Origin of the sequence: Nocardioides flavescens (genome assembly GCF_009823805.1) — a bacterium.
Lineage (GTDB): Bacteria > Actinomycetota > Actinomycetes > Propionibacteriales > Nocardioidaceae > Nocardioides > Nocardioides flavescens.
This window is the reverse complement of record NZ_WUEK01000001.1, coordinates 396,387-420,644: the sequence shown is the minus strand read 5'-3', so window position 1 is coordinate 420,644 and position 24,258 is coordinate 396,387. Positions and strand designations below refer to the sequence as shown.

23 protein-coding genes are annotated in these 24,258 nt (G+C 72.5%); 9 read left to right on the top strand and 14 right to left on the bottom strand.

Annotated features, from left to right (window positions below):
• Positions 1-939 carry a M56 family metallopeptidase gene (locus GRQ65_RS01980; RefSeq protein WP_160874586.1) on the bottom strand — a complete coding sequence of 313 codons (939 nt, stop codon included), beginning with the start codon at positions 937-939 and terminating at the stop codon, positions 1-3.
• The gene (locus tag GRQ65_RS01975) at positions 936-1,304 is read right to left on the bottom strand and encodes a BlaI/MecI/CopY family transcriptional regulator (protein WP_160874584.1); all 369 of its coding nucleotides are present in this window, start codon (positions 1,302-1,304) and stop codon (positions 936-938) included. Before GRQ65_RS01975 ends, GRQ65_RS01980 begins: the two co-directional genes overlap by 4 nt.
• Positions 1,305-1,502: 198 nt before the next feature.
• Between GRQ65_RS01975 and GRQ65_RS01970 the strand changes: the two genes are divergently transcribed.
• The gene (locus GRQ65_RS01970) at positions 1,503-3,206 is read left to right on the top strand and encodes an alkaline phosphatase (RefSeq protein WP_160874582.1); all 1,704 of its coding nucleotides are present in this window, start codon (positions 1,503-1,505) and stop codon (positions 3,204-3,206) included.
• A 63-nt stretch (positions 3,207-3,269) separates the two neighbouring features.
• Here the strand turns inward: GRQ65_RS01970 and GRQ65_RS23700 are convergent, their stop codons facing one another.
• Positions 3,270-5,087 carry a glycoside hydrolase family 15 protein gene (locus GRQ65_RS23700; protein ID WP_160874580.1) on the bottom strand — a complete coding sequence of 606 codons (1,818 nt, stop codon included), beginning with the start codon at positions 5,085-5,087 and terminating at the stop codon, positions 3,270-3,272.
• A complete protein-coding gene (gene zwf, locus GRQ65_RS01960) occupies positions 5,080-6,513 on the bottom strand; it encodes a glucose-6-phosphate dehydrogenase (protein ID WP_160874578.1) in 1,434 nt (477 codons plus the stop codon). Before zwf ends, GRQ65_RS23700 begins: the two co-directional genes overlap by 8 nt.
• A gap of 530 nt (positions 6,514-7,043) precedes the next feature.
• Here zwf and GRQ65_RS23695 point away from each other — a divergent pair.
• The gene (locus GRQ65_RS23695) at positions 7,044-8,309 is read left to right on the top strand and encodes an FAD-binding protein (RefSeq protein WP_160874576.1); all 1,266 of its coding nucleotides are present in this window, start codon (positions 7,044-7,046) and stop codon (positions 8,307-8,309) included.
• Here the strand turns inward: GRQ65_RS23695 and GRQ65_RS01950 are convergent.
• From GRQ65_RS01950 to GRQ65_RS01940, 3 genes are all read right to left on the bottom strand, one after another.
• The gene (locus GRQ65_RS01950) at positions 8,275-8,868 is read right to left on the bottom strand and encodes a hypothetical protein (protein WP_160874574.1); all 594 of its coding nucleotides are present in this window, start codon (positions 8,866-8,868) and stop codon (positions 8,275-8,277) included. The two genes, GRQ65_RS23695 and GRQ65_RS01950, sit on opposite strands and share 35 nt — an antisense overlap.
• On the bottom strand, positions 8,865-9,647 hold the full coding sequence (locus GRQ65_RS01945; protein WP_160874572.1) for an Abi family protein: 783 nt from the start codon (positions 9,645-9,647) through the stop codon (positions 8,865-8,867). The genes GRQ65_RS01950 and GRQ65_RS01945 overlap by 4 nt, the downstream gene beginning before the upstream one ends.
• A 461-nt stretch (positions 9,648-10,108) precedes the next feature.
• The gene (locus tag GRQ65_RS01940) at positions 10,109-10,363 is read right to left on the bottom strand and encodes a hypothetical protein (RefSeq protein WP_237447523.1); all 255 of its coding nucleotides are present in this window, start codon (positions 10,361-10,363) and stop codon (positions 10,109-10,111) included.
• A gap of 94 nt (positions 10,364-10,457) precedes the next feature.
• Here GRQ65_RS01940 and GRQ65_RS01935 point away from each other — a divergent pair, with 94 nt between their 5' ends.
• From GRQ65_RS01935 to GRQ65_RS01925, 3 genes are all read left to right on the top strand, one after another.
• Positions 10,458-11,837 carry a glucose-6-phosphate dehydrogenase gene (locus GRQ65_RS01935; protein ID WP_160874568.1) on the top strand — a complete coding sequence of 460 codons (1,380 nt, stop codon included), beginning with the start codon at positions 10,458-10,460 and terminating at the stop codon, positions 11,835-11,837.
• Positions 11,834-12,766 carry a formylglycine-generating enzyme family protein gene (locus GRQ65_RS01930; protein ID WP_160874566.1) on the top strand — a complete coding sequence of 311 codons (933 nt, stop codon included), beginning with the start codon at positions 11,834-11,836 and terminating at the stop codon, positions 12,764-12,766. The genes GRQ65_RS01935 and GRQ65_RS01930 overlap by 4 nt, the downstream gene beginning before the upstream one ends.
• A gap of 215 nt (positions 12,767-12,981) precedes the next feature.
• Entirely contained in the window at positions 12,982-13,929 is a 948-nt protein-coding gene (locus GRQ65_RS01925) for a TauD/TfdA dioxygenase family protein (RefSeq protein ID WP_160874564.1), read from the top strand.
• Positions 13,930-13,987: 58 nt separating this feature from the next.
• Here GRQ65_RS01925 and GRQ65_RS01920 read toward each other — a convergent pair whose 3' ends face one another.
• Positions 13,988-15,910: a right-handed parallel beta-helix repeat-containing protein gene (locus GRQ65_RS01920; RefSeq protein WP_160874562.1), complete on the bottom strand. Its 1,923-nt coding sequence runs from the start codon at positions 15,908-15,910 to the stop codon at positions 13,988-13,990.
• 198 nt (positions 15,911-16,108) lie between these two features.
• Here GRQ65_RS01920 and GRQ65_RS01915 point away from each other — a divergent pair, with 198 nt between their 5' ends.
• Together GRQ65_RS01915 and GRQ65_RS01910 are read left to right on the top strand one after the other, a co-directional pair.
• Positions 16,109-16,795 (top strand): DUF1275 family protein, encoded by a 687-nt coding sequence (locus tag GRQ65_RS01915; RefSeq protein ID WP_337191425.1) that lies wholly within the window; start codon positions 16,109-16,111, stop codon positions 16,793-16,795.
• Position 16,796: 1 nt separating this feature from the next.
• Positions 16,797-17,804: an alcohol dehydrogenase catalytic domain-containing protein gene (locus GRQ65_RS01910; protein WP_160874560.1), complete on the top strand. Its 1,008-nt coding sequence runs from the start codon at positions 16,797-16,799 to the stop codon at positions 17,802-17,804.
• A 140-nt stretch (positions 17,805-17,944) separates the two neighbouring features.
• Here GRQ65_RS01910 and GRQ65_RS01905 read toward each other — a convergent pair whose 3' ends face one another.
• Genes GRQ65_RS01905 through GRQ65_RS22045 form a run of 3 tightly spaced genes read right to left on the bottom strand, consistent with a single transcriptional unit; the run spans position 17,945 to position 20,323 of the window.
• Positions 17,945-19,180, bottom strand: a complete 1,236-nt coding sequence (locus tag GRQ65_RS01905) for a hypothetical protein (RefSeq protein WP_160874558.1) — start codon at positions 19,178-19,180, stop codon at positions 17,945-17,947.
• Positions 19,177-19,692, bottom strand: coding sequence for a SigE family RNA polymerase sigma factor (locus tag GRQ65_RS01900; RefSeq protein WP_160874556.1), 516 nt, complete (start codon positions 19,690-19,692; stop codon positions 19,177-19,179). Before GRQ65_RS01900 ends, GRQ65_RS01905 begins: the two co-directional genes overlap by 4 nt.
• A 46-nt stretch (positions 19,693-19,738) precedes the next feature.
• Entirely contained in the window at positions 19,739-20,323 is a 585-nt protein-coding gene (locus GRQ65_RS22045; protein ID WP_202387039.1) for a TetR family transcriptional regulator, read from the bottom strand.
• Between the two features lie 96 nt (positions 20,324-20,419).
• Here GRQ65_RS22045 and GRQ65_RS01890 point away from each other — a divergent pair, with 96 nt between their 5' ends.
• Both GRQ65_RS01890 and GRQ65_RS01885 read left to right on the top strand, forming a co-directional pair.
• Positions 20,420-21,397 carry an NADP-dependent oxidoreductase gene (locus GRQ65_RS01890; protein WP_237447522.1) on the top strand — a complete coding sequence of 326 codons (978 nt, stop codon included), beginning with the start codon at positions 20,420-20,422 and terminating at the stop codon, positions 21,395-21,397.
• Positions 21,398-21,502: 105 nt separating this feature from the next.
• Positions 21,503-22,267, top strand: coding sequence for an SDR family NAD(P)-dependent oxidoreductase (locus GRQ65_RS01885; protein WP_160874554.1), 765 nt, complete (start codon positions 21,503-21,505; stop codon positions 22,265-22,267).
• Here GRQ65_RS01885 and GRQ65_RS01880 read toward each other — a convergent pair.
• The 3 genes from GRQ65_RS01880 to GRQ65_RS01870 all read right to left on the bottom strand — a co-directional run bounded on the left by GRQ65_RS01880 (position 22,264) and on the right by GRQ65_RS01870 (position 24,213).
• Positions 22,264-22,614, bottom strand: coding sequence for an iron chaperone (locus tag GRQ65_RS01880; protein WP_160874552.1), 351 nt, complete (start codon positions 22,612-22,614; stop codon positions 22,264-22,266). The genes GRQ65_RS01885 and GRQ65_RS01880 overlap by 4 nt on opposite strands.
• A gap of 118 nt (positions 22,615-22,732) precedes the next feature.
• On the bottom strand, positions 22,733-23,281 hold the full coding sequence (locus GRQ65_RS23690) for a cupin domain-containing protein (RefSeq protein ID WP_202387038.1): 549 nt from the start codon (positions 23,279-23,281) through the stop codon (positions 22,733-22,735).
• Entirely contained in the window at positions 23,278-24,213 is a 936-nt protein-coding gene (locus GRQ65_RS01870) for an MBL fold metallo-hydrolase (protein ID WP_160874550.1), read from the bottom strand. The genes GRQ65_RS23690 and GRQ65_RS01870 overlap by 4 nt, the downstream gene beginning before the upstream one ends.
• Between the last annotated feature and the right edge of the window lie 45 nt (positions 24,214-24,258).

Here is a 24,258-nt window from a genome sequence, read left to right as displayed (position 1 = left end):
TCAGGCGCGCACCAGGGGCGCGCAGTGGTGCAGCGCGGCCTCGACGCCCGGGGCCACGGCGAGCAGCGGGGGAGCGGCCAGCACCACGCCGGCCGCAGCCAGGGCCAGCGCCCGTCCGAGGTGCCCCGGCGCCGGCGCGGCCGCCCGCAGCCGGCGCACCCGCCGCAGTGTCGCCGTGCCGCTCGCGGCCAGCCCACCCGACGCAGCCGGGAGGGTGTCGGTGGTGGTGCCCGTGCTGAGGGCGACCAGAGCGCGGCCCAGCACCGCGCGCTCGTGCGGAGCGGCGGCGTCGTCGGCGGCGAGCTCGACGAGCTCGACGACCTCGCGGTGGGCCCGGGCGAAGAGCCCGACGCGACCGAACGTCCCGGACAGCAGCCCGGTCAGCGCGACCGCCCGGTGGTGGCGCGCCTGCAGGTGGCGGTGCTCGTGGCGCAGCGCGACACCGAGCTCGCGCGGCTCGAGCAGCTCGCGCGCGCCGGTCGTGACGACCACCGCCGCGGGCCGGCGCCACCCCCGGGGCAGGCACCACAGCGCGGCGCGTGCGTCGGCGAGCTCGACGTAGCCGTCGGGGTGCGGACGGCCGAGCAGGGTCAGGTCGTCGTGCTGGCGACTCCGGGCCCGGCGGGTGCGGGCGACCTGGCGGACGCCGGTCACCAGCAGCGCCGACAGGGCGGCGGCGAGCGCGACCTGGGCCACGAGGGCGGGCCAGGGGCCGAGCGGGTCGCCGTAGTGGACCCCACCGCCCGGCAGGGGGAGGTACGGGGCGGCGAGGGTCAGCGGCACGAGCGCCGCGGCCAGCAGGACGGAGAGGCACAGGGCCAGCCAGCACCGGACCGCGGCCTGCGGTGAGCGCGACGTCCACGCGGCGTCCTGCAGCAGACGCGGGCCGAGGTGGCCCGCGAGGAGCACGTGCGCGACCAGCGCGGACGCGGCGATCACGCCGGAGGCTCGTCGAGGGCGGCGCGCAGCTCGGCGACCTCCGCCGCCGTGAGCTGGTCGACGAGCCGCAGCAGCACCGCACCGCGGTCGCTGCTGGCGGCCAGCGCCTCGCCCATGACCTGCGCGGTGTGCTCCTCGCGCGAGCAGCGCGGGGTGTAGGCGTAGGCGCGACCGACGCGGCGCCGGGTGAGGTAGCCCTTGGAGTGGAGGTTGTCGACCACGGTCAGCACCGTCGTGTAGGCGAGGCGGCGGGCACCGTCCTGCTCCTCGAGGCCCTCCATCACCTCGCGGACCGACGTCTCGACGTCGCCGCGGGACCACAGCAGCTCCATCACGGCCGCCTCGAGCTGACCCAGTCGTCGCACCCGACCCCACCTCCAAGCGACGAGCGTAGACCGGTCGGGAGGGGGCGTGGAGACGGCTGCCGTCGACGAAGCGTCCTAGTACTACCCGCCTTCGAGACGTTCATCTCGCGTCCATCTCCCGTCCGCCGAGGACGAGGGTGGTTGTTCTGCGCAACCACGACGGTGACCGCGGAAACCCTCTCGAAAGGACCCCACCTCGTGACTCGCAGGACCAGACTTCTCGCCGGCGCGGCGGCTCTCGTCGCCCTCGGCGGCGCCGGCCTCACCGCCGCCCAGGCCGCACCGTTCGGCTTCGCCAACGACCGCTCGGCCGAGCTCGCCGGCCAGATCAATCCCGCCAAGCCGCGCAACGTCATCCTCATCATCGGCGACGGCACGGACGACTCGATCATCACCGCCGCGCGCAACTACGAGCTCGGTGCGGCGGGCCGCTTCGCCCTCGACGAGCTGCCGTTCACCGGCGAGATGACGACCTACGGCCTCAAGACCGCGCCCGACGGCTCGCGCTACCCGATCAACTACGTCTCGGACTCCGCCCCGACCGCCAGCGGCTGGTCGACCGGCAAGAAGACCGTCGACGGTCGCATCTCGCAGGGTCCCAGCTCCGCCGACACCGTGGCGGGCGTCGACTACGACACCGTGCTCGAGATCTACAAGCGCCAGGGCAAGCGCACGGGCAACGTCTCCACCGCGGAGATCACCGACGCGACCCCGGCGGCCGCCGCGTCGCACATCAACGCCCGGGCCTGCCAGGGCCCGGCCAACATGGCGACCTGCCCCTCGGCCCTGAAGGCGGCCGGCGGCAAGGGCTCCATCGCCGAGCAGCTGGTCGACAACAAGGTCGACGTCCTCCTCGGTGGTGGCGCCCAGCGCTACGCGCAGACCCTGCCCAGCGGCGGCACCGTGCTGGACTACGCGACGACCACCCGCGGCTACCAGACCGTCAGCGACAAGGCCGGTCTCGCCGCCGTCACCTCGGTGACGAGCAAGCCGGTCCTCGGCCTGTTCGCCACCGGCAACATGACCCCGCGCTACCAGCCGCTCCCGGTCGCCAGCCCGGCCGGTGCGGGCGACGCCAACACCACCTGCCAGGTCGCCAACCGCGGCAACCAGCCCACGCTCTCGGAGATGACGAGCAAGGCCATCTCGCTGCTGGACAACCCCAACGGGTTCTTCCTGCAGGTCGAGAGCGCGATGATCGACAAGCAGGAGCACGCCGCCGACGTCTGCGGCGCGATCGGCGACGTCGCCGAGATGGACGACACCCTGAAGGTGGCGCAGGCCTACCAGAAGACCCACCCCGACACGCTGATCATCGTCACCGGTGACCACGCGCACTCCACCCAGATCGTGCCCAACAGCACCTCCGCGGGCCGCGCGACGACGACCATCAAGACCAAGGACGGCGACCCGATGACGATCGCCTACTCCACCGCCGACACGACCGCGGCCGGCGGCTTCTCGATGACCCACACCGGCTCGCAGATCCGTGTCGCCGCGTCCGGTCCCCAGGCCGCGAACATCACGGGCACGATCGACCAGACCGACCTGTTCGCCACCCTGCTCGGGCGCACCCCGAGCACGATGCCGACGACGACCACCCCCGCCCCGGCCGCCAAGCCGGTCGCGGCCGTCGCGGCCCAGCCCCGCGTCAGCCGGGTCCAGCTGCGTCGCGGCGTCGTGGTCGACGTCGCCGCCAGCGGCGCCACCACCGTGACCGTAACGATCACCGGCAAGCGCGTCCTCAAGACCGTGACCGTCCCCGCCGCCGGCGGCTCGGTGAAGGTCAAGCTGAAGGCGAAGCAGCTGAAGCAGGTCAAGCGCTCCGTCACCGTCACCGTCACCGCGACGGGCGCCGGTGGCACCACCAGCAGCACGACGAAGATCAAGACCACGCGCTGAGCCTGCGCGTGCACCCGGGGAGGCCGCATCGACGAGGGTGCGGCCTCCCTCTTCGCGTCCGGCTCAGCCCAGCTCTCGGTCGAGGTTGATCGCGGCGCTGATGAGGCTGAGGTGGGTGAAGGCCTGGGGGAAGTTGCCCAGCTGCTCACCGGTGAGGCCGACCTGCTCGGCGTAGAGGCCGAGGTGGTTGGCGTAGGTGAACATCTTCTCCAGCGCGAGCCGGGCGTCGTCGAGGCGGCCGAGCCGGGTCAGTGCCTCGACGTACCAGAACGAGCAGAGGGAGAAGGTCCCCTCGGAGCCGTCGAGACCGTCGGAGGAGCTCTCGACGTCGTAGCGGAACACCAGGCTGTCGGAGACGAGCCGGTCCTCGATGGCGGCCAGTGTCGAGACGAAGCGCGGGTCGTTGGGCGCCACGAACTTCACCAGCGGCATCAGGAGCACGCCCGCGTCGAGGGTGTCGGCACCCTCGTAGGCCATGAACGCCCCGACCTCGTCGTCCCAGCTCTCGGTCATGATCCGCTCGTAGACCGCGTCGCGGACCTCGGCCCAGCCCGACAGGTCGCCGGGCAGGCCGCGCTGGCGGGCGGTGCGCATCATCCGCTCGATCGCCACCCAGCACATCAGCCGTGAGGTGGTGTGGGCCCGGGGCTCGTCGCGGATCTCCCACATGCCCGCGTCGGGGCGGTCCCAGTGCTCCATCACCCACTCCAGGACCCGGGTGAGGTCCTTCCAGGCGTCGTGGCTGATCCCGGGGCCGTACTTGTTGAACAGGTAGACCGAGTCGATGAGCTCGCCGTAGATGTCGAGCTGGAGCTGCTCGACCGCGGCGTTGCCGACCCGCACCGGCCGCGAGTCGCGGTAGCCGCGCAGGTGGTCGAGCTCGTGCTCCTCGTGCGGCACGTTGCCGTCGATGTCGTAGAGCACCCGCAGCGGTCCGAGCTCGTCGTCGAAGTCGTCGCGGTCGCCGAGCCGCTCCGAGAGCCACTCCATGAACGACGCCGCCTCGTCGGTGAAGCCGAGGCGCAGCAGCGCGTAGAGGCTGAACGCCGCGTCGCGGATCCAGACGTAGCGGTAGTCCCAGTTGCGCCCGCCGCCGATCTGCTCGGGCAGGCTGGTCGTGGGGGCGGCCACGATCGCGCCGCTCGGCTCGTGGGTCATCAGCTTCAGCGTCAGCGCGGCCCGGTCGACCATCTCGCGCCAGCGACCCTTGTACGTCGACTGGGAGAGCCAGGTGCGCCAGAACCGCGCGGTCTGCTCGAACAGCTCGGTGGTGCTGTCACCGTCGCTGGCCGTCGGCTCCTCGTCGTCGCCCAGCACCTGCAGCACGAAGATCGCCTCGTCGCCGCCCTCCATGGTGAGCTCGGCGGACGCCGTCCCGTCGTCGAGGTCGAGGCGGGTCGAGGCCATCAGCCCCAGGCGGAGCTCGGGGCCGTCGGTGGTCTCGGCCTCGACGAGGACGCCGCCGCTCACCTCGGTCAACCGCGGGGCCGCCCGGCCGTAGTCGGGCCGCGGCGTGACCTCGGTGCGCACCCGCACCCGGCCGCGCACCGCCACGATCCGGCGTACGAGCCGTTGGCGGTGGTCCTCGTCGTGGGCCTTGAGCAGCGGCATGAAGTCGTGCACCTCGGCCACGCCCTCCTCGGTGAGGAAGCGGGTGACGAGGATGTTGGAGTCGGGGAAGTAGAACTGGTTGGTCCGCACGTCGCCGTCGAGGACGCGCACCGTCCACGAGCCCGCATCGGGGTCGAGGATCGAGCCGAAGACGCTGGGGGAGTCGAAGCGCGGCGCGCAGAACCAGTCGACGGTGCCCTCGTTGCCCACCAGAGCGCAGGTGCGCAGGTCGCCGATCAGGCCGTGGTCGGCGATGGGGAGGTCAGTCACCGAGACGCCAGCCGCCCTCGGGGAGGTCGAGTGCGGCCTGCGGGCCCCACGATCCCGGCTCGTAGGACTGGACCTCGGGGCGGTCGTCGAGCAGCGGCTGGCAGACCTGCCAGAGCCGGTCGACCTCGTCGGCGCGGGTGAAGAGCGTCTGGTCGTCGCGCAGGACGTCGAGCAGCAGCCGCTCGTAGGCCTCGAGCGGGTGCGAGTCGTCGCCGCCGGCCGCGAGCGCGTCGACGAGGTCGAGGCACATCTCGGCCCGCGCCAGCGCCATGTCGGGCCCCGGGCGCTTGGCCCGCAGGTCGACGGTGATCTTCGGGTCGTCGGTGAGCTCGAGGACCAGCTCGTTGGGCCCGGGCTCGCCGTCGAAGAGGGAGGAGTCGGGGGTCCTGAAGCGCAGCGTGATGGTGCGCCGGGTCTCGGCCAGCCGCTTGCCGGTGCGCAGGTAGAACGGCACGTCGCGCCAGCGGTCGTTGTCGACGTGGGCCTCGATCGCCACGAAGGTCTCGACGTCGGAGTCGGCGTCGACGTCGTCCTCGTCGCGGTAGCCGGCGTACTGCCCGAAGACGACGTGCTCCTTGTCGAGCGGGCGCAGGTCCTGGAAGAGCGCGGCCTTGGCGTCGCGCAGCGCCTGCTCGTCGAGGGTGCCCGGGTCCTCCAGGGCCACGAACCCGAGCAGCTGGCACAGGTGGGTCGAGACCATGTCGCGCAGGCAGCCGGTCGACTCGTAGAAGCTGCCGCGACCCTCCATGCCGAGGGTCTCGGGCACGTCGATCTGGACCGAGGCGATGCTGCGGCGGTCCCAGGCCGGCTCGAAGAGCCCGTTGGCGAAGCGGAGGGCGAGGATGTTCTGCACGGCCTCCTTGCCCAGGAAGTGGTCGATGCGGAAGACCTGCGCCTCGTCGACGACGTCCTTCAGCGAGCTGTCGAGGTGGCGCGAGGACTCGAGGTCGAGGCCGAACGGCTTCTCGACGACCAGCCGCGCGCGATCGGTGATCTCCTCGCGCCCCAGCATCGCGATCATGCCGTCCATCGCGCTCGGCGGGACGGAGAGGTAGACGAGCCGGCGCACGTCGTCGACGTCGCTGCCGGTGTCGCCCGCGATCTGCTCCTCGGCGGCGCGCACGGCCTGCGCCAGCTCGCTGCCGTCGTCGGCGTTCGAGGTCTGGAAGCTGAGCCGCTCGAGCAGGGTGCGGGCGGCGTCGTCGTCGAGGTCGTCGACGGTCTCGCGCAGACCGTCGCGGATCTGGTCGCGGAACTCCTCGTCACTGCCGGGGGAGTGGCGACCGCTGCCGATGATGCGGAACTCCTCGGGCAGCCGGTCGGCCACCGCGAGGTGGTAGAGCCCCGGGAAGAGCTTGCGGGCCGCGAGGTCCCCGGTCGCCCCGAAGAGGACCATGACGTACGGCGGGAGGGAGGTGTCGGCCATGCCTGCCCCGTACCCGAGTCGACCCCGGTCCACGTGTGGGAGGAGGACCGGGGTCGACTGCCGGACTGTCCGGCTGGGTGATCCACGCGCCTGCACTCGGGGGGTTGGCACAGGTGAGTGGCTCACGTCATATGCAACTCCCGCGGTCGGACCTCTGCAAGCCGTTTGACAAGTTGTTCATGTCACCCCCGGGGGTGTCGAGAGCCGGCAAGGTGTCAAGCGGTGCCTGACGTCTCGCTGACCTGCGCAAATGTTGACGACTGTCCAGAGGGGTGAGGTCGGCCCAGTGGTCCAGACCAGGTCCCCACAGGTCCGGACCAGGCGCGTGTGAAGGCCTGCGCCGGACGACGTCACGCCGGCGCTGTCGCGACCCGCCCTGAAATGGGCGACGGCCCCGCCTGTTGGGGGTCAGGAGAGGGGCCGTCTGGCCGTCCCCATGGGGTCGAGGGACGGACTACGGCGAGCCTAGGGGTCGGTGATCGGGGTGGGGGGCCTTTTCCGCGCTTTCGTCGGCCGACCAGGATGGTCGGGTGCGCAACTGGGCAGGCAACGTCACCTACACCGCGACCGAGGTGGCCGAGCCGGCCTCCCTCCCCGAGCTGCAGGAGGCGGTCGCCGCGGCCCGGAGGGTGCGGGCCACCGGGTCTGGCCACTCGTTCAACGACGTCGTCGACGTCGTCGCCGCCGACGACCTGCTCGTGTCGACGCGCGGCCTGCCGGGCGAGGTGGTGGTCGACCGCGACGCGGGGCTGGTCGAGGTGCCCGGGCGGACGACGTACGCCGACCTCGGCGCGAGCCTGCACCGCGACGGCTGGGCGCTGCCCAACACCGGGTCGCTGCCCCACATCAGCGTCGCGGGCGCGGCCGCCACCGGCACGCACGGCTCCGGGGTGGGCAACGGCTGCCTGGCCAGCGCGGTCGCGGCCGTCGAGCTCGTGCGCGCCGACGGTGAGCTCGAGACCCTGCGCGAGGGCGACCCGGAGTTCCCCGGCGCAGTGCTCTCGCTCGGCTCCCTCGGCGTGGTCACGCGGCTGTGGCTCCACCTCCAGCCGACGTACGACGTCGCGCAGGACGTGCTGCTCGACGTGCCGTCCGACGTCGTCGTCGAGCGCGGCGCCGACCTGCTGTCGTCGGCGTGGAGCGTCAGCCTGTTCACCCGCTTCTCCGACCCGTCGCGCATCGACTCGGTCTGGCGCAAGCGGCGCGTGGGCCACGGTGGTGACACCGGCGACGCCACCGAGACCTGGGGCGGCCGCGTCGCCGAGACCGCCGTGCACCCGATCGTCGGCCTCGACGCGAGCGCGGCCACCGAGCAGCTCGGCGTGCCCGGCCCGTGGCACGAGCGGCTCCCGCACTTCCGGGCGGCCTTCACCCCCAGCGTCGGCGACGAGCTGCAGTCGGAGTTCTTCGTGCCGCTCGACGTGCTCGGCGAGCTGTGGCCCCGGCTGGTCGAGGCGTCGCCGGAGTTCCGCGACGCCCTGCAGGTCTCCGAGATCCGTGCGATCGCGCCCGACGAGATGTGGCTGAGCCCCTTCCGCGGCGGGCCGATGCTGGCCGTGCACTTCACCTGGGTCAGCGACCTCGAGGTCGTGCGGCCCGCGCTCGCCGCCGCCGAGCGGGTGCTCGCGGCGTACGACCCCCGGCCGCACTGGGGCAAGGTCTACGGCCCCTGGTGGGACACCGCGCGCGTCGCCGCGGCCTACCCCGAGCTGCCACGGTTCCAGGCGCTGGGGGAGCGGCTCGACCCGGAGCGCTGCTTCGTCAACCGGTACGTCGAGCGGCTGGGCGTGAGGTAGTAGCGTCGGCAGAGCGGGCAGCGTCGTAGATGGCGGCCGCCAGTTCGTTGGCGGCGCGTAGCGCGATGGACGTGTGGAGCTGGTGGGCTCCGTGGGTGATGGTCCCGGTCGCGGGGTCGAAGCGGAATCCCCAGTCGTCCCGCGCCACCTCGCGCGGGTCGTCGCCGGCGTCACGGCGGACCTTCTGTGGTCCGTGGCCTCGACCTCCTGACCATTCGTCGAAGTGGATGAGGGCGTTGCGCATGTGTTCGAGGCCGGGGAGATCGTGGAGATAGCGTTCGCGCGCGTCGCGAAGGCGCAGTCGGACGTCGGGGTCGACTTCGAGTTCTTTCAGCGCTGCTTGTTGCAGTGCTTCGGCGCGGAGCAATTGAGCGAGCGCCAGGACGAGGTGCCGGGCGTCGATCTGCCTGGTGCTGACGGGTATGAACCGGCAGTCGTCCTCGCCGGCGAGACGAGCGATGGCCAGTTGTGCCGCCCACTGCCACCACTGGCCCTCGCTGACGGCGATCGCTTCGGGGTGGTCGGCTGGCGACCAGTCGTCGGGAGGCTGAGCGCTCATTGCGCCCCCGCTGGCGTTCCGCCGTCGGTCGTGGGTGTGGCGATGAGTCCCGCGACCGGGCAGTCGTCAACGAGGTTCACGACGCGGGACCGGGCGGCTGCCCAGGCGGCCGCGTGGGGTGCGATGAGGTCGAAGACATAGCGAACGTCGTTCAGCCGCTCGAGCAGACCTGTCCGGGAGGAGAACACCGGCTCGTTGTGAGCCAGCCGGTTGCGAAACCTGTTGATGCGGCTGACGTGATCGTGGATGTCGCTGCGGTTGGTCTTGGCGGGGAAGGCTCTGGAGATCATCGGGTTCCAGAACAGTGGCGCTCGGTCCTTCTCGGTGAGTTTGGTCCAGAAGCCGAAGGTTTGCGCGGCGACGACTTGTCCGTGAGCAGGGTGCGCGCCGTGACCACGTCGCGCGATCTTCAGGTCGACCAGCGAGCGCTCATTCATAGTCCGCTGCTTCGCTCGCGCCGACGGGTGGCCCTGCTCGCGCTGGAACAGCGGACTGTGCGGGTCGATGGCCCAGTTGGGATAGGCGCCAACCAGCTGTCGGTCGTAGGCGTTGCGCAGCGCCACCTCCAGGTGACACGTGTCGGTGAATGCCGCCGCCGCGACCTCACTGTTCCACGCGTACAGTTCGAGTGCGGTCTCGAGGTTGTTGCCGCTTAGACCGCGATACCGGTTGAGACGAGGACTGCTCAACCAGAGCTCGACGTCAGCCTCACTCAACGCCTTCGGATCCGAAGTCTTGGCGGAGGGTGTCAAGCCTTCCGCTTGATTATTTTCGGTCATCTCAAGTAGTCTTTCGTCATCGCCCCGCGGCAACGGCCCTCTGGCTGACTCTCTGAGTCGAGTTAGGCACCGCGGGGCTTAGTCATTTTGTGATCGTGCGTTCCCTTTTAGGGGCTCACCGCACGACTGGTTGTACCGCACAACGATCGTCTACGTCGCGTCGTCTAACGTGGCGGTGCCGCGGCTCGACGCCGCGGTGACCTTGAGGTAGCGATATCGGGTGCGGCGAACAGCGTCGTGGTACCGCAGCGGTAGCAGCCGTCTGAGCGGTGTTCGACCCTGCCCCCCGGGTCGGCAGGACCGCCACGGCTCGGTCGAGGGCCTGAATCTGCGGCTGCTCGCCCACGTAGAGCGCGATCACCTTTTGTGGCGGGCGAGAGCAAGTCCACAGATGTTGGTGGACTTCCTGACCGGTTCGGTAGCGCGTCACAACGGGCGTCTTCGGCGGCGGATTCAGCGCCTCATCCGGTGATCGCGCGATGCTCGAGCTCGCGCGGACCGCCAAACATGAGCGCGTTCGGCAAACCTGCGATCCCGTGCCTCTCATAGCGGCCGCGCCCGTTCAACACAGTCGTGAACGTCGCGTCGGTGCAGTCCGCGATCCTCGCGCTCGCTACGCCGTCAGCGGCCAGCAGCACGATCCTGGCCCGCTTCGCCTTCGCGGCACCGAACCGGTCCGACCGCGCAAGCTCGTCCCGATCGCCGTCACGCTGCACCACCCGAGGGGCAGGACGACTCGCCATGCCCCATGACTCAGATGACGAACCCTCTAGCTGCATACGACACACGCGGTACTAGTAGTTTCGCAGGGTGGCCAGCAACGGTGTCGGGACTCTGGTGGTGCTCGGTGCGGACGGCGACCTCGCGGGGCGGCTGCTGCTGCCCGGCCTGGGTGCACTGCTCGCGAGCGACTGGGAGTCGCGCACGGCGCCGCGGCTGATCGGCGCGGGTCTCTCCGACCTGGACGAGGCGGCCTGGCGCAGGCGCATCCGCGACGCCTTCGCGGCGGGCGGGGCCGGCGAGCGGGTCGACGAGGTCGCGGGGCGCAGCACCTACCGGCGCACCGACGTGACCTCGGTCGAGGAGCTGAAGGCCCTGCTCGAGCAGTGCGACGGCGCCCCCGCGATCTACTTCGCGCTGCCTCCCGCCATCACCGCCCGCGCCTGCCAGGCGCTGCGGCTCATCGACCTGCCCGAGGGCACGGTGCTGGCGATGGAGAAGCCGTTCGGCACCGACCTGGAGGGCGCCCGCGAGCTCAACGCGCTGGTCGCGACGCTCGTGCCCGAGGACCAGATCTTCCGCATCGACCACTTCCTGGGCCGCAGCGACGTCCTCAACATCATCGGCACCCGCTTCGCGAACCGGCTGCTCGAGCCGGTGTGGAGCAACCAGCACGTCGAGTCCATCGAGATCGTCTACGACGAGACGCTCGCCCTCGAGGGCCGCGCCGGCTACTACGACAAGGCCGGCGCCCTCGTCGACATGATCCAGAGCCACCTGCTCCAGATCATGGCGACGCTGATGATGGAGCCGATCAGCCGCGTCCACGAGCGCGACCTGCGCGACGCCAAGGCCGCGGTGCTGCGCGCGACCCGCCTGCACGGCACGCCGGCCCAGGCCTCGCGCCGCGCCCGCTACACCGGCGGGACCATCGACGGACGCGAGCTCCCGGCGTACAGCCGCGAGGAGGGGGTCGACGCCTCGCGGCACACCGAGACGCTCGCCGAGATCACCGTCGAGGTGGCCTCGTGGCGCTGGGCGGGCGTGCCGGTCACGCTGCGCTCCGGCAAGGCGCTCGGCACGGCCCGCAAGGAGGCCGTCGTGACGTTCAAGCCGGCGCCGCACCTGCCGACGGGGCTGAAGGGCAAGGAGACGCCCGACACGATCACCATCGGGTTCAAGCCGCCGCGGCTCGCGGTGCACCTCGACGTCAGCGGCGCGGGCGACCCCTTCGACCTCGAGGACGTCGTCGCGCAGACCGACATCCCCGACGGCGCGCTCCCGGCGTACGGCGAGGTGCTGGGCGGGGTGCTGGAGGGCGACCCGATGCTCGCGGTGCGCGGCGACACCGCCGAGGAGTGCTGGCGCATCGTCGAGCCGGTGCTCGAGGCCTGGCGGGCCGGTGACGTGCCGCTCGAGACCTATGCCGCCGGCTCTGCTGGTCCGCGCTCCTGGGCCAAGGAGCAATGAGCGAGGCCTGCTGCGCCGGCTCGGTCGGCGGCCCGGCTCCGAGCGAGCGGGCCGCGCCGGCCCGGTCGCCGCTGTCGCGGCGCGGTCAGGTGCGGGTGCCCGGCGGCACCTTCGCGATGGGGGACGCGTTCGGCGAGGGCTACCCCTCCGACGGCGAGCGGCCCGTGCACGAGGTCGAGCTGCCGGACTTCTGGATGGACGAGGTCGCGGTCACCAACGCGATGTTCGCGGCGTTCGTCAAGGACACCGGCCACGTCACCGACGCCGAGGAGCTCGGCATCTCGGCGGTCTTCCACCTCGCCGTGGACGCCGAGCGCGCCGACGTGCTCCACCAGGTCGACGCCGCGCCGTGGTGGCTCGCGGTCCGCGGTGCCGACTGGCGCCACCCCGACGGCCCGCGCTCGAGCGTCGACCGGCGACCCCAGCACCCCGTCGTCCACGTCAGCTGGCGCGACGCCACGGCGTACGCCGCGTGGGCGGGCAAGCGGCTGCCGACCGAGGCCGAGTGGGAGTACGCCGCGCGCGGCGGCCTCGACGGCGCGCGCTACGGCTGGGGCGACGAGCTGACCCCGCGCGGGGCCTGGCGGATGAACATCTGGCAGGGCGACTTCCCGCGCACCAACACCCTCGACGACGGCTTTCTCGCCACCGCGCCGGTCAAGAGCTTCCGCCCCAACGGCCACGGCCTGTGGAACATGAGCGGCAACGCCTGGGAGTGGTGCACCGACTGGTTCTCACCCACCTATTACCGCTCCTCGCCGCGCACCGCGCCGACGGGCCCCGAGACCGGGGAGGCGCGGGTCATGCGCGGTGGCTCCTACCTCTGCCACGCGTCGTACTGCCACCGCTACCGGGTCGCCGCACGCTCCTCCAACACCCCCGACTCGGCCTCGGCCAACATCGGGTTCCGCTGCGCCAACGACGCGTAGGTTGCACAGCGTCCGTCTCCACGGTGGTTGAGGAGGTTGCACAGCTTCCGTCTCGAAACCACGCCGGGCTGATCGAGTGGTTTCGAGGCAGGACTTCGTCCTTCCTCAACCACCAGTGCCGGGCTCGCGAGCGATCTCCGGACAAATCTGTAGTAACTTGGTCGAGTTGCTCGGGTCAACCACCGTGCCCGGCTGCCGACCAGGAGGAGACCGCCATGACCATCCACCTCGAGCGCCCCACCCACCAGCGGGCCGAGCTCGCCGTCACCCGGATCGGCGGGCGCATCGGCGCCGTCGTCGAGGGCGTCCGCGTCGGTGGTGACCTCGCTCCCGAGACGGTCGCGGCGGTCCGCGCCGCGCTGCTGGAGCACAAGGTGCTCTTCTTCCGCGACCAGCACCACGTCACCGACGACGACCACATCGACTTCGCCGACCTGTTCGGCGAGACGACCAAGGCGCACCCGACGGTCAACACCGGCAGCGCCAAGGTGCTGAGCGTCGCCGCCAACCGCGGCATGGCCGCCAACAGCTGGCACACCGACGTCACCTTCGTCGACCGGGTCCCGGCGATGAGCACGCTGCGCGCCGTCACCATCCCGGCGTACGGCGGCAACACGGTGTGGGCCAACACCGCCGTGGCCTACGAGCAGCTGCCCCCGTCGCTCAAGGCGCTCGTCGACGACCTGTGGGCCGTGCACAGCAACGACTACGACTACGCGATGGCCACCGAGAACGACGCCGAGAAGGACGACGACAACCTGCAGTTCAAGCGCGACGAGTTCGCCAGCACCGTCTACGAGACCCAGCACCCGGTGGTGCGCGTGCACCCCGAGACCGGCGAGCGGACGCTGCTGCTGGGCCACTTCGTCAAGAAGTTCGTCGGCCTCAACTCCTCGGAGTCGACCGCGATCTACCAGCTGCTGCAGAACCGCGTCACCAAGCTCGAGAACACCGTGCGCTGGCAGTGGCGCGAGGGCGACGTGGCCCTGTGGGACAACCGCGCCACCCAGCACTACGCCGTCGCCGACTTCGGCACCCAGCCGCGCGAGGTGCGTCGCGTGACCGTCGCGGGCGACGTGCCGCGCAGCATCGGCGGTCGCTCGTCGGTGGTGCTGCAGGGCGACGCCACCGAATTCTCGACCGTGGCCTCGCTCGTCAGCTGAGGCGCTGCGGGGCGGGGCTCCCAGACGATCCCGCCCCGCAGCGGGTCTCAGTCGGTCCTCACCGCGCCGTCAGGACCAGGGCCCCGGTGTAGGTGCGACCGGCCTGCAGCGGCGTCGCGACGCCGTCGACGGTGAGCGTGGCGCCGCGGACCGAGGCACGCGAGCCCACCGTCAGCTTCGAGAGGTACGACGTTCCGGTCGGCGTCCAGGTGGTGCGGCCGGCCAGCGTGACGATCACCCCGTTGTTGACGACGGGGCTCGGGGTGTTGGTGACGACCCCGAGCTCGCGGTAGTCGGCCGCGGTGATCGTGTCCTGGCGGTGGCGCGTCCGCGTCGCGGTGACGGCGCCGCGCAGGGTGGCGTCGGTGAGGGTGAGCACGAGGTTCTTGCCCTTCACCCCGGGGCCGAACGGGCCGTCGGGGTTGTTGCCGCGCAGGCCGTTGTAGAGATTGCCCGTGAGGTCGATGTCGCGCAGGTCGAGCACCGCGTCGTCGTCGTGGACCGCCGTGACGTCGAAGTCGGCGACCTTGGTCGGCTCGCCGGTCGGCTCGTGGTAGACGCCGGTGTTGACCAGCTTGCCGTCCACCACGACCGGACCCGGGTCGTCGTCCTCCATCAGCTGGAAGAGCGTGCCGTCGGCCGGCAGCAGCTTCGCGCCGTCCGAGCCGTCGACGGTGACGTCGACCGCCTGCCCCTTGTCGAGGAACGTCGCGCGGCCGGTGCGCACCTGCGTGCCGCCGTCGATGCTCACCGAGCCCGAGCCGTGCCACATCACGCCCCACCGGTCGGAGTCGATGACCGTGCGGCGCCGGTCGAGGGCGCGCAGCTCGCGCTGGCTCAGGCGCAGGTCGAGCGAGGTGTTGAGCGCGGCGACCGAGGCGCGGTCGGAGTCGCCGTAGTGGATGGCCCCGCCGCGGTTGATCGCGGCGTAGGTGTCGACGTCGAAGCGGGTCCCGAGGAACTCCTCGGTAGTCCCTCCGATCGCGTAGGAGCCGTAGCCCTCGTCGCCCGTCGTCGAGACCCTGCTGTTGATCGCCGTGAGCTTGCCGTCGCTGCCGACGTCCGCGGACAGCACGCCCCAGCCCTCGCTCGAGATGTCGGAGTCGACGTACGTCGCGCGGGTGCCGTCGCCGAGCAGGTTGGTCGCGCGGACGTTGCCGACGATGCCGAGCATCCACGGCGCCTGCTGCATGTAGGCGAGCTCGACGGTGGACTGGTAGTCGGCGGGAAGTGTGCCGTCCTCGGTGTGGATCGTGGAGTCCTTCACGATCACGTTGCTGCCGCCGTCGGCCACCACGCCGGTCCGCGCCGCGCCGTGCCCGGTGATGCGGGCGTCGTCGACCACCAGGCGGGCGCCGCCGGTGGCGGTGACCGCCGCGCCGTAGCCGACGAAGTCCGAGCGGCCGTTGCCGGTGAGGCTGACGTCGGGCCGGTCGAGGGTGTAGGAGCCTCCGGCGACGTAGACGCCGTTGAAGTTCTCGCCGGTCGAGCGCACCCGCAGCCCCGTGGCTGCGGAGTCGGTGACCCGTCCGGAGACGGCCGCCGGCACGGAGAGCGAGCCGTCGACGCCGTCGCCGTCGACGTAGAGCGCCTGGCGCAGCGGGAAGGTGAGGCCCTGCCAGGCGACGAGGTTCTGCCCGGTCACGGTCAGCACGACGTCGCCTCGGTAGGTGCCGGGTCGCAGGACGGTCTCCTCGCCGCCGGTGGACTCGATCACGCCGCCCGTCTCGACGCCGTCGACCGTCAGGGTCAGGCTCGAGCCGGCCGGCGCGACGACCTGTCCGCCGGGGCGGATCGTGAGGGAGCGCAGCCGCGTGGTGCGGGTGACGGTCCAGGTCTGGCCCGCGGCCACCACGACGGCGCTCTGGCCGCTCGTCGCCGGTGCCGCCGTCGAGGGAGCCGCGACGGCCGCGGTGGAGAGGGCCAGCACGGTGGCGGCGACGGCGCAGCGCCGGGACGTGCGGGAACGGGGGTGGAGCATGACTGCTTCTCTCTGTGCCGCCACCGGAGGCAGACGGGTCGGTGGAAGGGGTCCTGGGATCCGGTGCCGGAAGTGAAACCGCCAGCCGGACGGGGGAGAACCCACCTCGCGGTGATGTCTGGGATACCTCACGCTGTGACCTCCGTCACCTGTGAGGCGGCTGTGCCGAGAAGGCGCACCGGCTCGTAGAGTTTGCCGGTGCGAGCCCTGCTCCGTCGTACGCCACCGGCGCGACTCGACCTGCTCCTGATGCTGGCCCTGACCTTCGGCACGGGCGTCGTCGACGCCGTCGGCTACCTCGGCCTCGACCGCGTCTTCACCGGCAACATGACCGGCAACGTCGTGGTGCTCGGCATGGGCATCGCCGGGGCCGACGACCTGCCGGTGCTCGGCCCCCTGCTCGCCCTCGCGGGCTTCCTCGCCGGTGCGGCCGTGGGCGGCGTCGTGCTGCGCGACGCCGCTGCGTCGTGGTCGCGGCGCACCGGCTGGCTCGTGCTGGTCGTCGGTGTGGTGGTGACCGGGCTCGGCGTGCTGCTGCTCGTCCTGCGCGACGTGCCGACCCCGGTCGCGGTCTCGGTGACGACCGCGCTCGGCGCCGCGATGGGTCTGCAGGCGGCCACCGCCCGCGTCGTCGCCGTCAAGGACGTCACCACCGTCGTCGTCACCTCGACGATCACCGGGCTCGCGGCCGACCTGTTCCTGCGTCGTGGCGGCGGCGCCCACGCGGTGCGCCGCGCGAGCGCAGTCGTGGCGATCCTGCTCGGTGCCCTGCTGGGAGCCCTCCTCGTGCGCTGGCAGCTCGGCAGCGGTCTCGTGCTCGCCGGGGTCGTCTGCCTGGTGGTCGCCGCCGTCGGCGGCCTCGCCCACCGCGGTCGGACGGCCTGAGGTGCGCGCGCTCGTCCTCACCGGCCCCGGACGCTCCGAGGTCCGCGACGTGCCCGCACCGGTCGCCGGGCCCGGCGAGGTGGTCGTCGAGGTCGCCCGGGTCGGTGTCTGCGGCACCGACGCCGAGCTGTTCAGCGGCGAGATGGAGTACGTCGAGCAGGGCCTCACGACCTACCCCTTCACACCCGGCCACGAGTGGTGCGGCACGGTCGTCGAGGTCGGCTCCGACGTCGACGTCGCGTGGCTCGGACGCCGGGTCACCGGCGACACCATGCTCGGCTGCGGCGTCTGCCCGCGGTGCCGCGCCGGTCGCCACCACGTCTGCGAGCAGCGCTCCGAGATCGGCATCCGCGGCGACTACCCCGGCGCGCTCGCCGAGCGGCTGCGGGTGCCCGCAGGTGCGCTGCTCGCCCTGCCCGACGCCGTCGACGACACCGCCGGCGCCATGGTCGAGCCCGGCGGCAACGCCCTGCGCGCCGTCCGCGCCGCCGCCCTGGCGCCGGGGGAGCGGCTGCTGGTCGTCGGCACCGGCACCATCGGGCTGCTCGTCGCCTCCTTCGCCGGTGCCGCGGGCCTCGAGGTGCACCTCGCCGGTGTCGCCGGGCCCTCGCTGGAGTTCGCCGCGTCGCTGTGGCCCGGGCGCACCTCGACCCTCGGCGAGGTCGAGCCCGGCTGGGACGCCGTCGTCGACGCCTCCAGCGGCTCCGGGGTCCCGGCGACCGCCGTACGACTCGTCGAGCCGGGGCGCCGGGTCGTCCTCATCGGTCTCGCCGCCGGACCCAGCACCCTCGACACCCGCGAGCTCGTGCTGCGCGACGTCACCGCGGTCGGGGTGCTCGCCGCCTCCGCGGGTCTCGACGGCGCCGTCACGGCGTACGCCGAGGGCCGGGTCGACCCGGCGCCGCTCGTCGGCGCCGTCGTCGGCCTCGACGAGGTCCACGACGTCCTCGCCGGGCACCGCCCCGCCGGAGCCGGGGGCCCCAAGGTGCACGTCGACCCGCGCGCCTGAGGCACCCGCCGAACGCATGAACGAAGGGCGGCCCACAGCGCACCCGCCCGCGTGGACCCGGTCCCGCGGGAGGGCGTTCGTTCATGCGTTGCGCCGCGCGGGGGGAGGCCGACCAGGGCGACTGTGCAACGAGAACGGGGTCAGTCGAGCTGCGCCAAGGTGATGGCGAAGGCCGCGTCGTAGGAGGAGACCCGCCACAACCTGCTCGTCTGCGGTGTCCAGCGGACCAGTGTCCGGCGACCTGTGGCGGGGTCGAGGACGGAGAGAAGCAGCACCTCCGACGCGAGCCACTGCACGGGGACCACCTCACCACCGTCGACCCACTGCCCCGATCGACCGGTGAACGCGAGGAATGCCCACGTCGAGGCGGTCGTGCGGTCGAAGACCGCAAGGCCGTCGCGGTCCGTCGCGCTTCCAGGATCGGAGTGACTGGTGTCGATCCTCGTCGCCGCGACCGTCGTCCGATTCGCCGTGAGCGCTCCGATGCCCTCGAGACCACCGATCGGGATCGAGCTCACCGGCACGTCGTCGACCCACTCGTCGACGGTCCGGGGACTGCGCCCGACGGCGAGAACCTCGCCGTCGGGCGTCACCGTCGTAGGCGCCCACCCCTGGAGGAAGGGCAGGCTCAGCACGGAGCCGCTGACGAGGTCGATGCGCTGGCCGCCGCGCCAGCTGTTGAGCACCACCTGGTCCGATGGCGGGAACCACGTGATCTGAACCCCCTCGCCGCGCACCGACCTCGGTGTCTCGACGTCGATCCACGAGGCAGCCGGCAGGTCGGTCAGGTCGAGCCAGGCCAGACCGTTCGAGGTGACCACGGCGGCCTTCCGCCCGTCCGGAGCGAGAGCCGCGGTCGAGCTGGCAGTCAACCCGGGGGGCGTCGGGAGTCTCATCCAACCGGCCGCATCCAGGACGGTGAGTGCGCCGCCCTCGTGTGCGAGGGCCAGGGCCGCCCCGGACAAGGGCCCTGTGGTGCGGACCTGGATCGGGTCGAGATCCGCCGGGAGGCCTTCGTCGGCCGTGGGCAGGGTCGCCGCCGACGCCGGGTCCCAGGTGGCCCGGACGGCGAGTTCGTCGATCGCCGGGGCGGGCGGCACTGACGCCGCATCCTCGCTGGTCTCGACCGGACCGGGCCCGGTCGTCGGGCCAGGGCCGGTCACTGGCTCGGTCCTGGTGACGTCACGCGGCAACAGGGACGCTGTGACAGCGATGGCGAGCACCGCGGCGATGGTGACGGCCCCCGCCGTCAGACGTCGCATGCGCTGCTGGCGGCGGCGCGTGATCCGGACCCGCTCCAGTCGACCCGGGTCGTGCAGGTCGACCGAGGCCTGCGCCTGCAAGGTCTGGCGGATGTCGTGCTCGAGACGGCTCATGGCTGTCCTTCCTGGAGGTGCTCCCCGAGCTTGCGCAGCGCCCGGTGTGCCTGGCTCTTCACGGTGCCGACCGAGCAGCCCATCGTCCGGGCGATCTCGACCTCGCTGAGGTCGTCGAAGTACCGGAGCACCACGACCGCGCGCTGACGACGCGGGAGCCGAGCGATCGCACGTCGGAGGTCGAGATGCGCGTCGAGGTCGGGCGCGGAAGCGGCCTCCTGGGGCAGATCCGCCGTGGGACGTTCCTGGTTCCAGCGTCGACGCCACCAGCTGGCGTAGGTGTTGACCATGATCCGTCGCACGTAGGCCTCGTGGCTCACGTCCACCGCGTGCCAGCGTGGCCAGGCACGGGCGAGGGCGGTCTGCACGAGGTCCTCCGCGGACTGCCTGCTTCCGCAGAGGAGCAGAGCGGTGGCGACCAGGGCGTCGGACCGGCCGCGGACGAACTCCTCGAAGTCCTCCTGTGTGCGGGTGTCCCGGCGCTCGGCCGCCGCGGACACGTCGTTGGTCATGCCCTGGAGACCGGCTGGCTCCTCTCCAGGTTGCACGCGACCCGGATCAGTTCTCCTCCGCCACCCCCAGCCCCGCGAGGTAGGTGTCGAGCAGTCGGGCGCAGACGGCGGCCCACGCGGGTCCGGGGCGTCCGGGCTGGGCGAGGGTGGCGCCGAGCCAGGCGATGTCGGGGACGTCGACGACGCGGCGCACGGAGCCGTCGGTGGCGCCGCGGGCGAGGACCGCCCGGATCGCGCCGTGCAGTCGGCTCTGCACCGCCCGGGTCTCGGCGCCGGTGACCGCCGGACCGCCGGTCGAGGGCAGCAGCATCTCGTCGCGGTCGTCGACGACGGCGGTCAGGAACGCGCGCAGCGCCTCGGTCGCCCGCTCGTGCTCGGCCGCGGCACGCTCGAGGTGACCGAGCATCAGCTCGAAGGAGTCGCGGGTCAGCGCGTCGAGCAGCTCCTCACGGGTGGCGAAGTGACGGTAGACGGTGCCGACCCCGACACCGGCGTCGGCCGCGATCGTCGCCATCGGCACTGCGAGCCCCTCGCGGTGGATCGCCGCCACCGCTGCGCGTGCCACCCGCTCGCGGTTGCGCACCACGTCGCTGCGGGGCGCTCGCGCGGGGCTGCTCGCGGACCTGGCCACGGTCCCAGCCAACCACGCGGGAATGAATCGGACGGATTCGTCCGTTACAGACTCACCGCGGTCGCACCGAGCGCCGCAGGACCCCAGGAGCCCGCCATGACCAGCACCCCCACTTCCAGCGGGACGATGACCGCCGTCCGCTTCCACGCCTATGGCGAGCCCGACGTCCTCTCCCTCGAGGAGGTCGAGCGCCCCGAACCCGGCGCCGGCCAGGTCCGCGTGCGCGTCGCCGCGACGTCGTTCAACGGCATCGACGCCAACGTCCGAGCGGGTCGGATGCAGGGTCCGATCCCGGTGGCGCTCCCGCACACGCCTGGCCGTGACGTGGCTGGCACGGTGGACGCCCTGGGCGAGGGCGTCGAGGGCCTCGAGGTGGGGCGGCCGGTCGTGACGTTCCTGCCCATGACCGAGGACGGCGCCTCGGCGCAGTTCGCGCTGGTGGACGCCGACACCCTGGCCACGGCGCCGGCGAGCCTCCCGCTCCCCGACGCGGCCGCCCTGCCCTTGGTCGGGCTGACGGCCTACCAGGCGCTCTTCGACCACGCCCGTCTTCGCTCCGGGCAGCGGGTGCTGGTCAACGGCGCCTCGGGCGCGGTCGGCGACCACGCCGTGCAGCTCGCGGCGGCCGCCGGCGCCCACGTCATCGCCACGGCGAGCCCACGCACCGCCGAACGGGTCCGCGCGGCCGGGGCGGCCGAGGTCGTCGACCACACGGCCGGCGACGTGGCCGCGGCGCTGACCGAGCCGGTCGACGTGCTGGTGCAGCTCGCCCCGATCGACCCCGAGCGGTTCGCGGCTCTCGCCGCGCGCGTCGCCGACGGGGGTGTCGTGGTCAGCACGACGGTGTGGATGCCGGCTCCCTCCGACGAGACCCGCGGTGTCCGCGCCGTCGACGTCTTCGTCCGCCCTGACCAGGACCAGCTCGCCGAGCTGGTCGCCCGGGTCGACCGCGGTGAGCTCGAGGTGCGCGTCGCTGAGCGGGTGCCGCTGGCCGAGCTCGCCGACGTGCACGCCCGCTCCGCGGCGGGTGAGCTCGACGGCAAGGTCGTCGTGGTGGTCGAGCCTGCCCGCTGACGCGACCATCCCTGGTATCCGCACGGGCGCGTTGTCCCCGGGTGGGACCGACCCGAGGATGGCGGGGCGGCCCCGCCCCGGGGGCGCACCCGACCAGGAGGACCGATGGGACGTCTCGAGGGCAAGGTCGCGCTGATCACCGGCATCGGCGCCGGGATGGGCCGCGAGGCTGCGCGCCGCTTCGCGGCCGAGGGGGCTCGCGTCGTCGGCTGCGACCTCGACGCGGACGGTCTGGAGGAGACGCTCGCGCTGGTGCGGGCCGAGGGCGGTGACGCCTCCGGCGCCGCGCCGGTCGACGCCGGCGACGCGGTGGCCGTGCGCGAGTGGATCGACGCCGCTGCCCGCAGCCACGGTGGGGTCGACGTCCTCTACACCAACGCCTCGGTCCAGCGCTTCGGGGCGATCGACGAGCTCAGCGTGGAGGACTGGGACTTCGCGATCGACATGGAGCTCAACCTCGTCTTCTACGCCGTCCGCGCGGCGTGGCCGCACCTGAAGCAGCGAGGCGGTGTGGTCGTCACGGTGGGCTCGATCGCCGGGATCCGCGGGGTCGAGTTCATGCCCCAGAACGCGCACGGGGCGGCCAAGGCGGGCGTCATCAACCTCACCCAGCAGCTCGCGGTCGAGGGCGGTCCCCACGGCATCCGCGCGGTGTGCGTCTCGCCGGGCTTCGTCGAGACCGCCGCGACGCGGTTCCTCGTGGAGGACCCGCCGCCGGCGCTGCGGGCGACCTGGGACCGCATCCCGCTGCGCCGGGTCGGCCGACCCGAGGACGTCGTGAGCGCGGCGGTCTTCCTGGCCTCCGACGAGGCCTCGTGGATCACCGGCGTCAACCTGGTCGTCGACGGCGGTGGGTCGGTCCTCGGCTAGGAGATGCGGGTGCTCGCCAGGCGGCGCACCGCCCGCTCGACGAGCTCGTAGTCGACCTCGGCGCAGGCGAACCTGAGGGTCCCCTGCGCGCTGACGTACGGCGCCAGGGCGCGGTCGAGGTCGGCATCGCCGGCGGGGGGCGCGGGGTAGATCGCGACGTGCTGCTTCCAGGCGGCGGCGTGGACGAGGGACGAGCCGTCGACCTGCCAGGTCGGCATGGCGTAGCGGATGACCCGGGTCGCACCGGGTGCGGCGGCGAGCACCCGTCGCTCGACCTGCTCGAGGACCGCGCGCTGCTCGTCGGGCAGGGACGCGAGGTAGTCGTCGACAGAGGCGAACGTCGGCACGACGCCATGGTGCGCAAGGTGCGCAAGGTGCGCAAGGTGCGCAAGGTGCGCAAGGTGCGCAAGGTGCGCAAGGTGCGCAAGGTGCGCCCGGTGTGCGGTCGCCGAGCCCGACCGCGCCTCAGTCCCGGGGGCCGCCGTGCATCAGCCCCGCGAGCCCGCCGGGCAGCGTCGCCGCGAGGCCGTCGTCGAACTCACCGTCGACGAGGACGAACACCACGCGGGCTACGACGTCGCCACGGTTGGCCCACGCGTGGTCGGTGCCGCGCTGGACGACCACGTCCCCGGCGCGGGCGGTCACCTCGGAGTCGTCCAGGACGAGCGTGATCTCGCCCTCCAGCACGATGCCGTAGTCGACCGACGCCGTGCGGTGGACCGGCGACTGCAGGCCGCGGTCGTCGAGGTGGCCGGGGGCGAACTCGTTGATGCGGATCTTCGTGCCTCGCGGCGGGGGCGGTACGGCGAGCAGCCGCTCGGTGGGGTCCTGGGGCTCCACGGCGACGATCCGGGCGGGTGCGCCCTCGGTGCTCCAGATCTCGTGGAACGCGACGCCGTCCTCGGGCAGCTCGCGCGAGACCGGCACCGGTCCGTCGGAGACGACGACCGAGACGCCGTCGGGCGTGTGCCCGGTGACGATGCGGCGCGGCACGCGCGGCTCGAGGGCGCTCACGCGTGGCACCCGATCGGCCCGCCGTGGAAGGCGACCATGTCGGGCCACACCTCGCCGACCCCCAGGCGTCGCCACGGCTGCGTGCCGTGCTCGATCTCGAGGTAGGCGCGGTGGAGGTTGCCCACGAACCGCTCGGTCTCGGCCCAGTGCGAGAACGCGTGGTCGCGGTGGTGGCGCGCGGCCTCGAGCGGCGTGAGGCCCGCGGCGTGGGCCTCGCCGGCCACCCCCTCGACGAGCGCGAGGTAGTCGTCCATGGCGCCCAGCAGACGGTCGACGGCGCCGCCGCGGCACACGGGTCCGTGGCCTGGCACCAGCACCTCGGGTCCGAACGCTCGCAGCCACGCGAGCGTCTCGCGGAACCCGGTGAGCGAGCCCTCGAGGACGAACGGCTGCCCGCCATTGAAGGCGAGGTCGCCGGCGAACAGGACGCCCTGCTCCGGGACCCAGACGACCACGTCGTTGGTCGTGTGGGCGGGGCGGCCGACGTGGCGCAGCTCGACGGCCCGGTCCGAGAGGTGGAGGGTCATCGCGTCGCCGAACGTCACGTCCGGCGGACGTACGACGAGCTCGCCGTAGTCGGGCTCGGTGATGACCCGCGTCGCCTCCAGGCCGGCAGCGAGCACCTCCTCACGGCAGCGCTGGTGGCCGACGACCCGGGTCTCGGCCGGCAGGAAGCCGTTGCCGTAGGTGTGGTCGGGGTGGTGGTGGGTGTTGACGACGGCCCGGGGGGCAGCGCCGGCGCGCTCGCGGGCCGCGGCGAGCAGCGCCCGGTTGCGGGCCTCGGTCGAGGTCGTGTCGACGAGCACGCTCGCGCCGTCGGGGTCGACCACGAGGCCGCAGTTGTTGACCATCCACCCGCCGTCGGGTTGCACGAAGGCGTGCACCCCCGGTGCGAGCTCCTCGACGTACGCCGTGCCGTCGTCCCACGTCATGGGCCCAGTCAGCCCCAGCCGCCCCGGCCGGGCAAGGGGCGCCAC

Coding starts and splice junctions, on each gene's coding strand:
- zwf (WP_160874578.1), bottom strand. CDS start 6,513: ATGGCCGACACCTCCCTCCCGCCGTACGTCATGGTCCTCTTCGGGGCG.
- GRQ65_RS01950 (WP_160874574.1), bottom strand. CDS start 8,868: ATGAGCGCTCAGCCTCCCGACGACTGGTCGCCAGCCGACCACCCCGAA.
- GRQ65_RS01945 (WP_160874572.1), bottom strand. CDS start 9,647: ATGACCGAAAATAATCAAGCGGAAGGCTTGACACCCTCCGCCAAGACT.
- GRQ65_RS01930 (WP_160874566.1), top strand. CDS start 11,834: ATGAGCGAGGCCTGCTGCGCCGGCTCGGTCGGCGGCCCGGCTCCGAGC.
- GRQ65_RS01925 (WP_160874564.1), top strand. CDS start 12,982: ATGACCATCCACCTCGAGCGCCCCACCCACCAGCGGGCCGAGCTCGCC.
- GRQ65_RS01920 (WP_160874562.1), bottom strand. CDS start 15,910: ATGCTCCACCCCCGTTCCCGCACGTCCCGGCGCTGCGCCGTCGCCGCC.
- GRQ65_RS01905 (WP_160874558.1), bottom strand. CDS start 19,180: ATGAGCCGTCTCGAGCACGACATCCGCCAGACCTTGCAGGCGCAGGCC.
- GRQ65_RS01900 (WP_160874556.1), bottom strand. CDS start 19,692: ATGACCAACGACGTGTCCGCGGCGGCCGAGCGCCGGGACACCCGCACA.
- GRQ65_RS01890 (WP_237447522.1), top strand. CDS start 20,420: ATGACCAGCACCCCCACTTCCAGCGGGACGATGACCGCCGTCCGCTTC.
- GRQ65_RS01885 (WP_160874554.1), top strand. CDS start 21,503: ATGGGACGTCTCGAGGGCAAGGTCGCGCTGATCACCGGCATCGGCGCC.
- GRQ65_RS01870 (WP_160874550.1), bottom strand. CDS start 24,213: ATGACGTGGGACGACGGCACGGCGTACGTCGAGGAGCTCGCACCGGGG.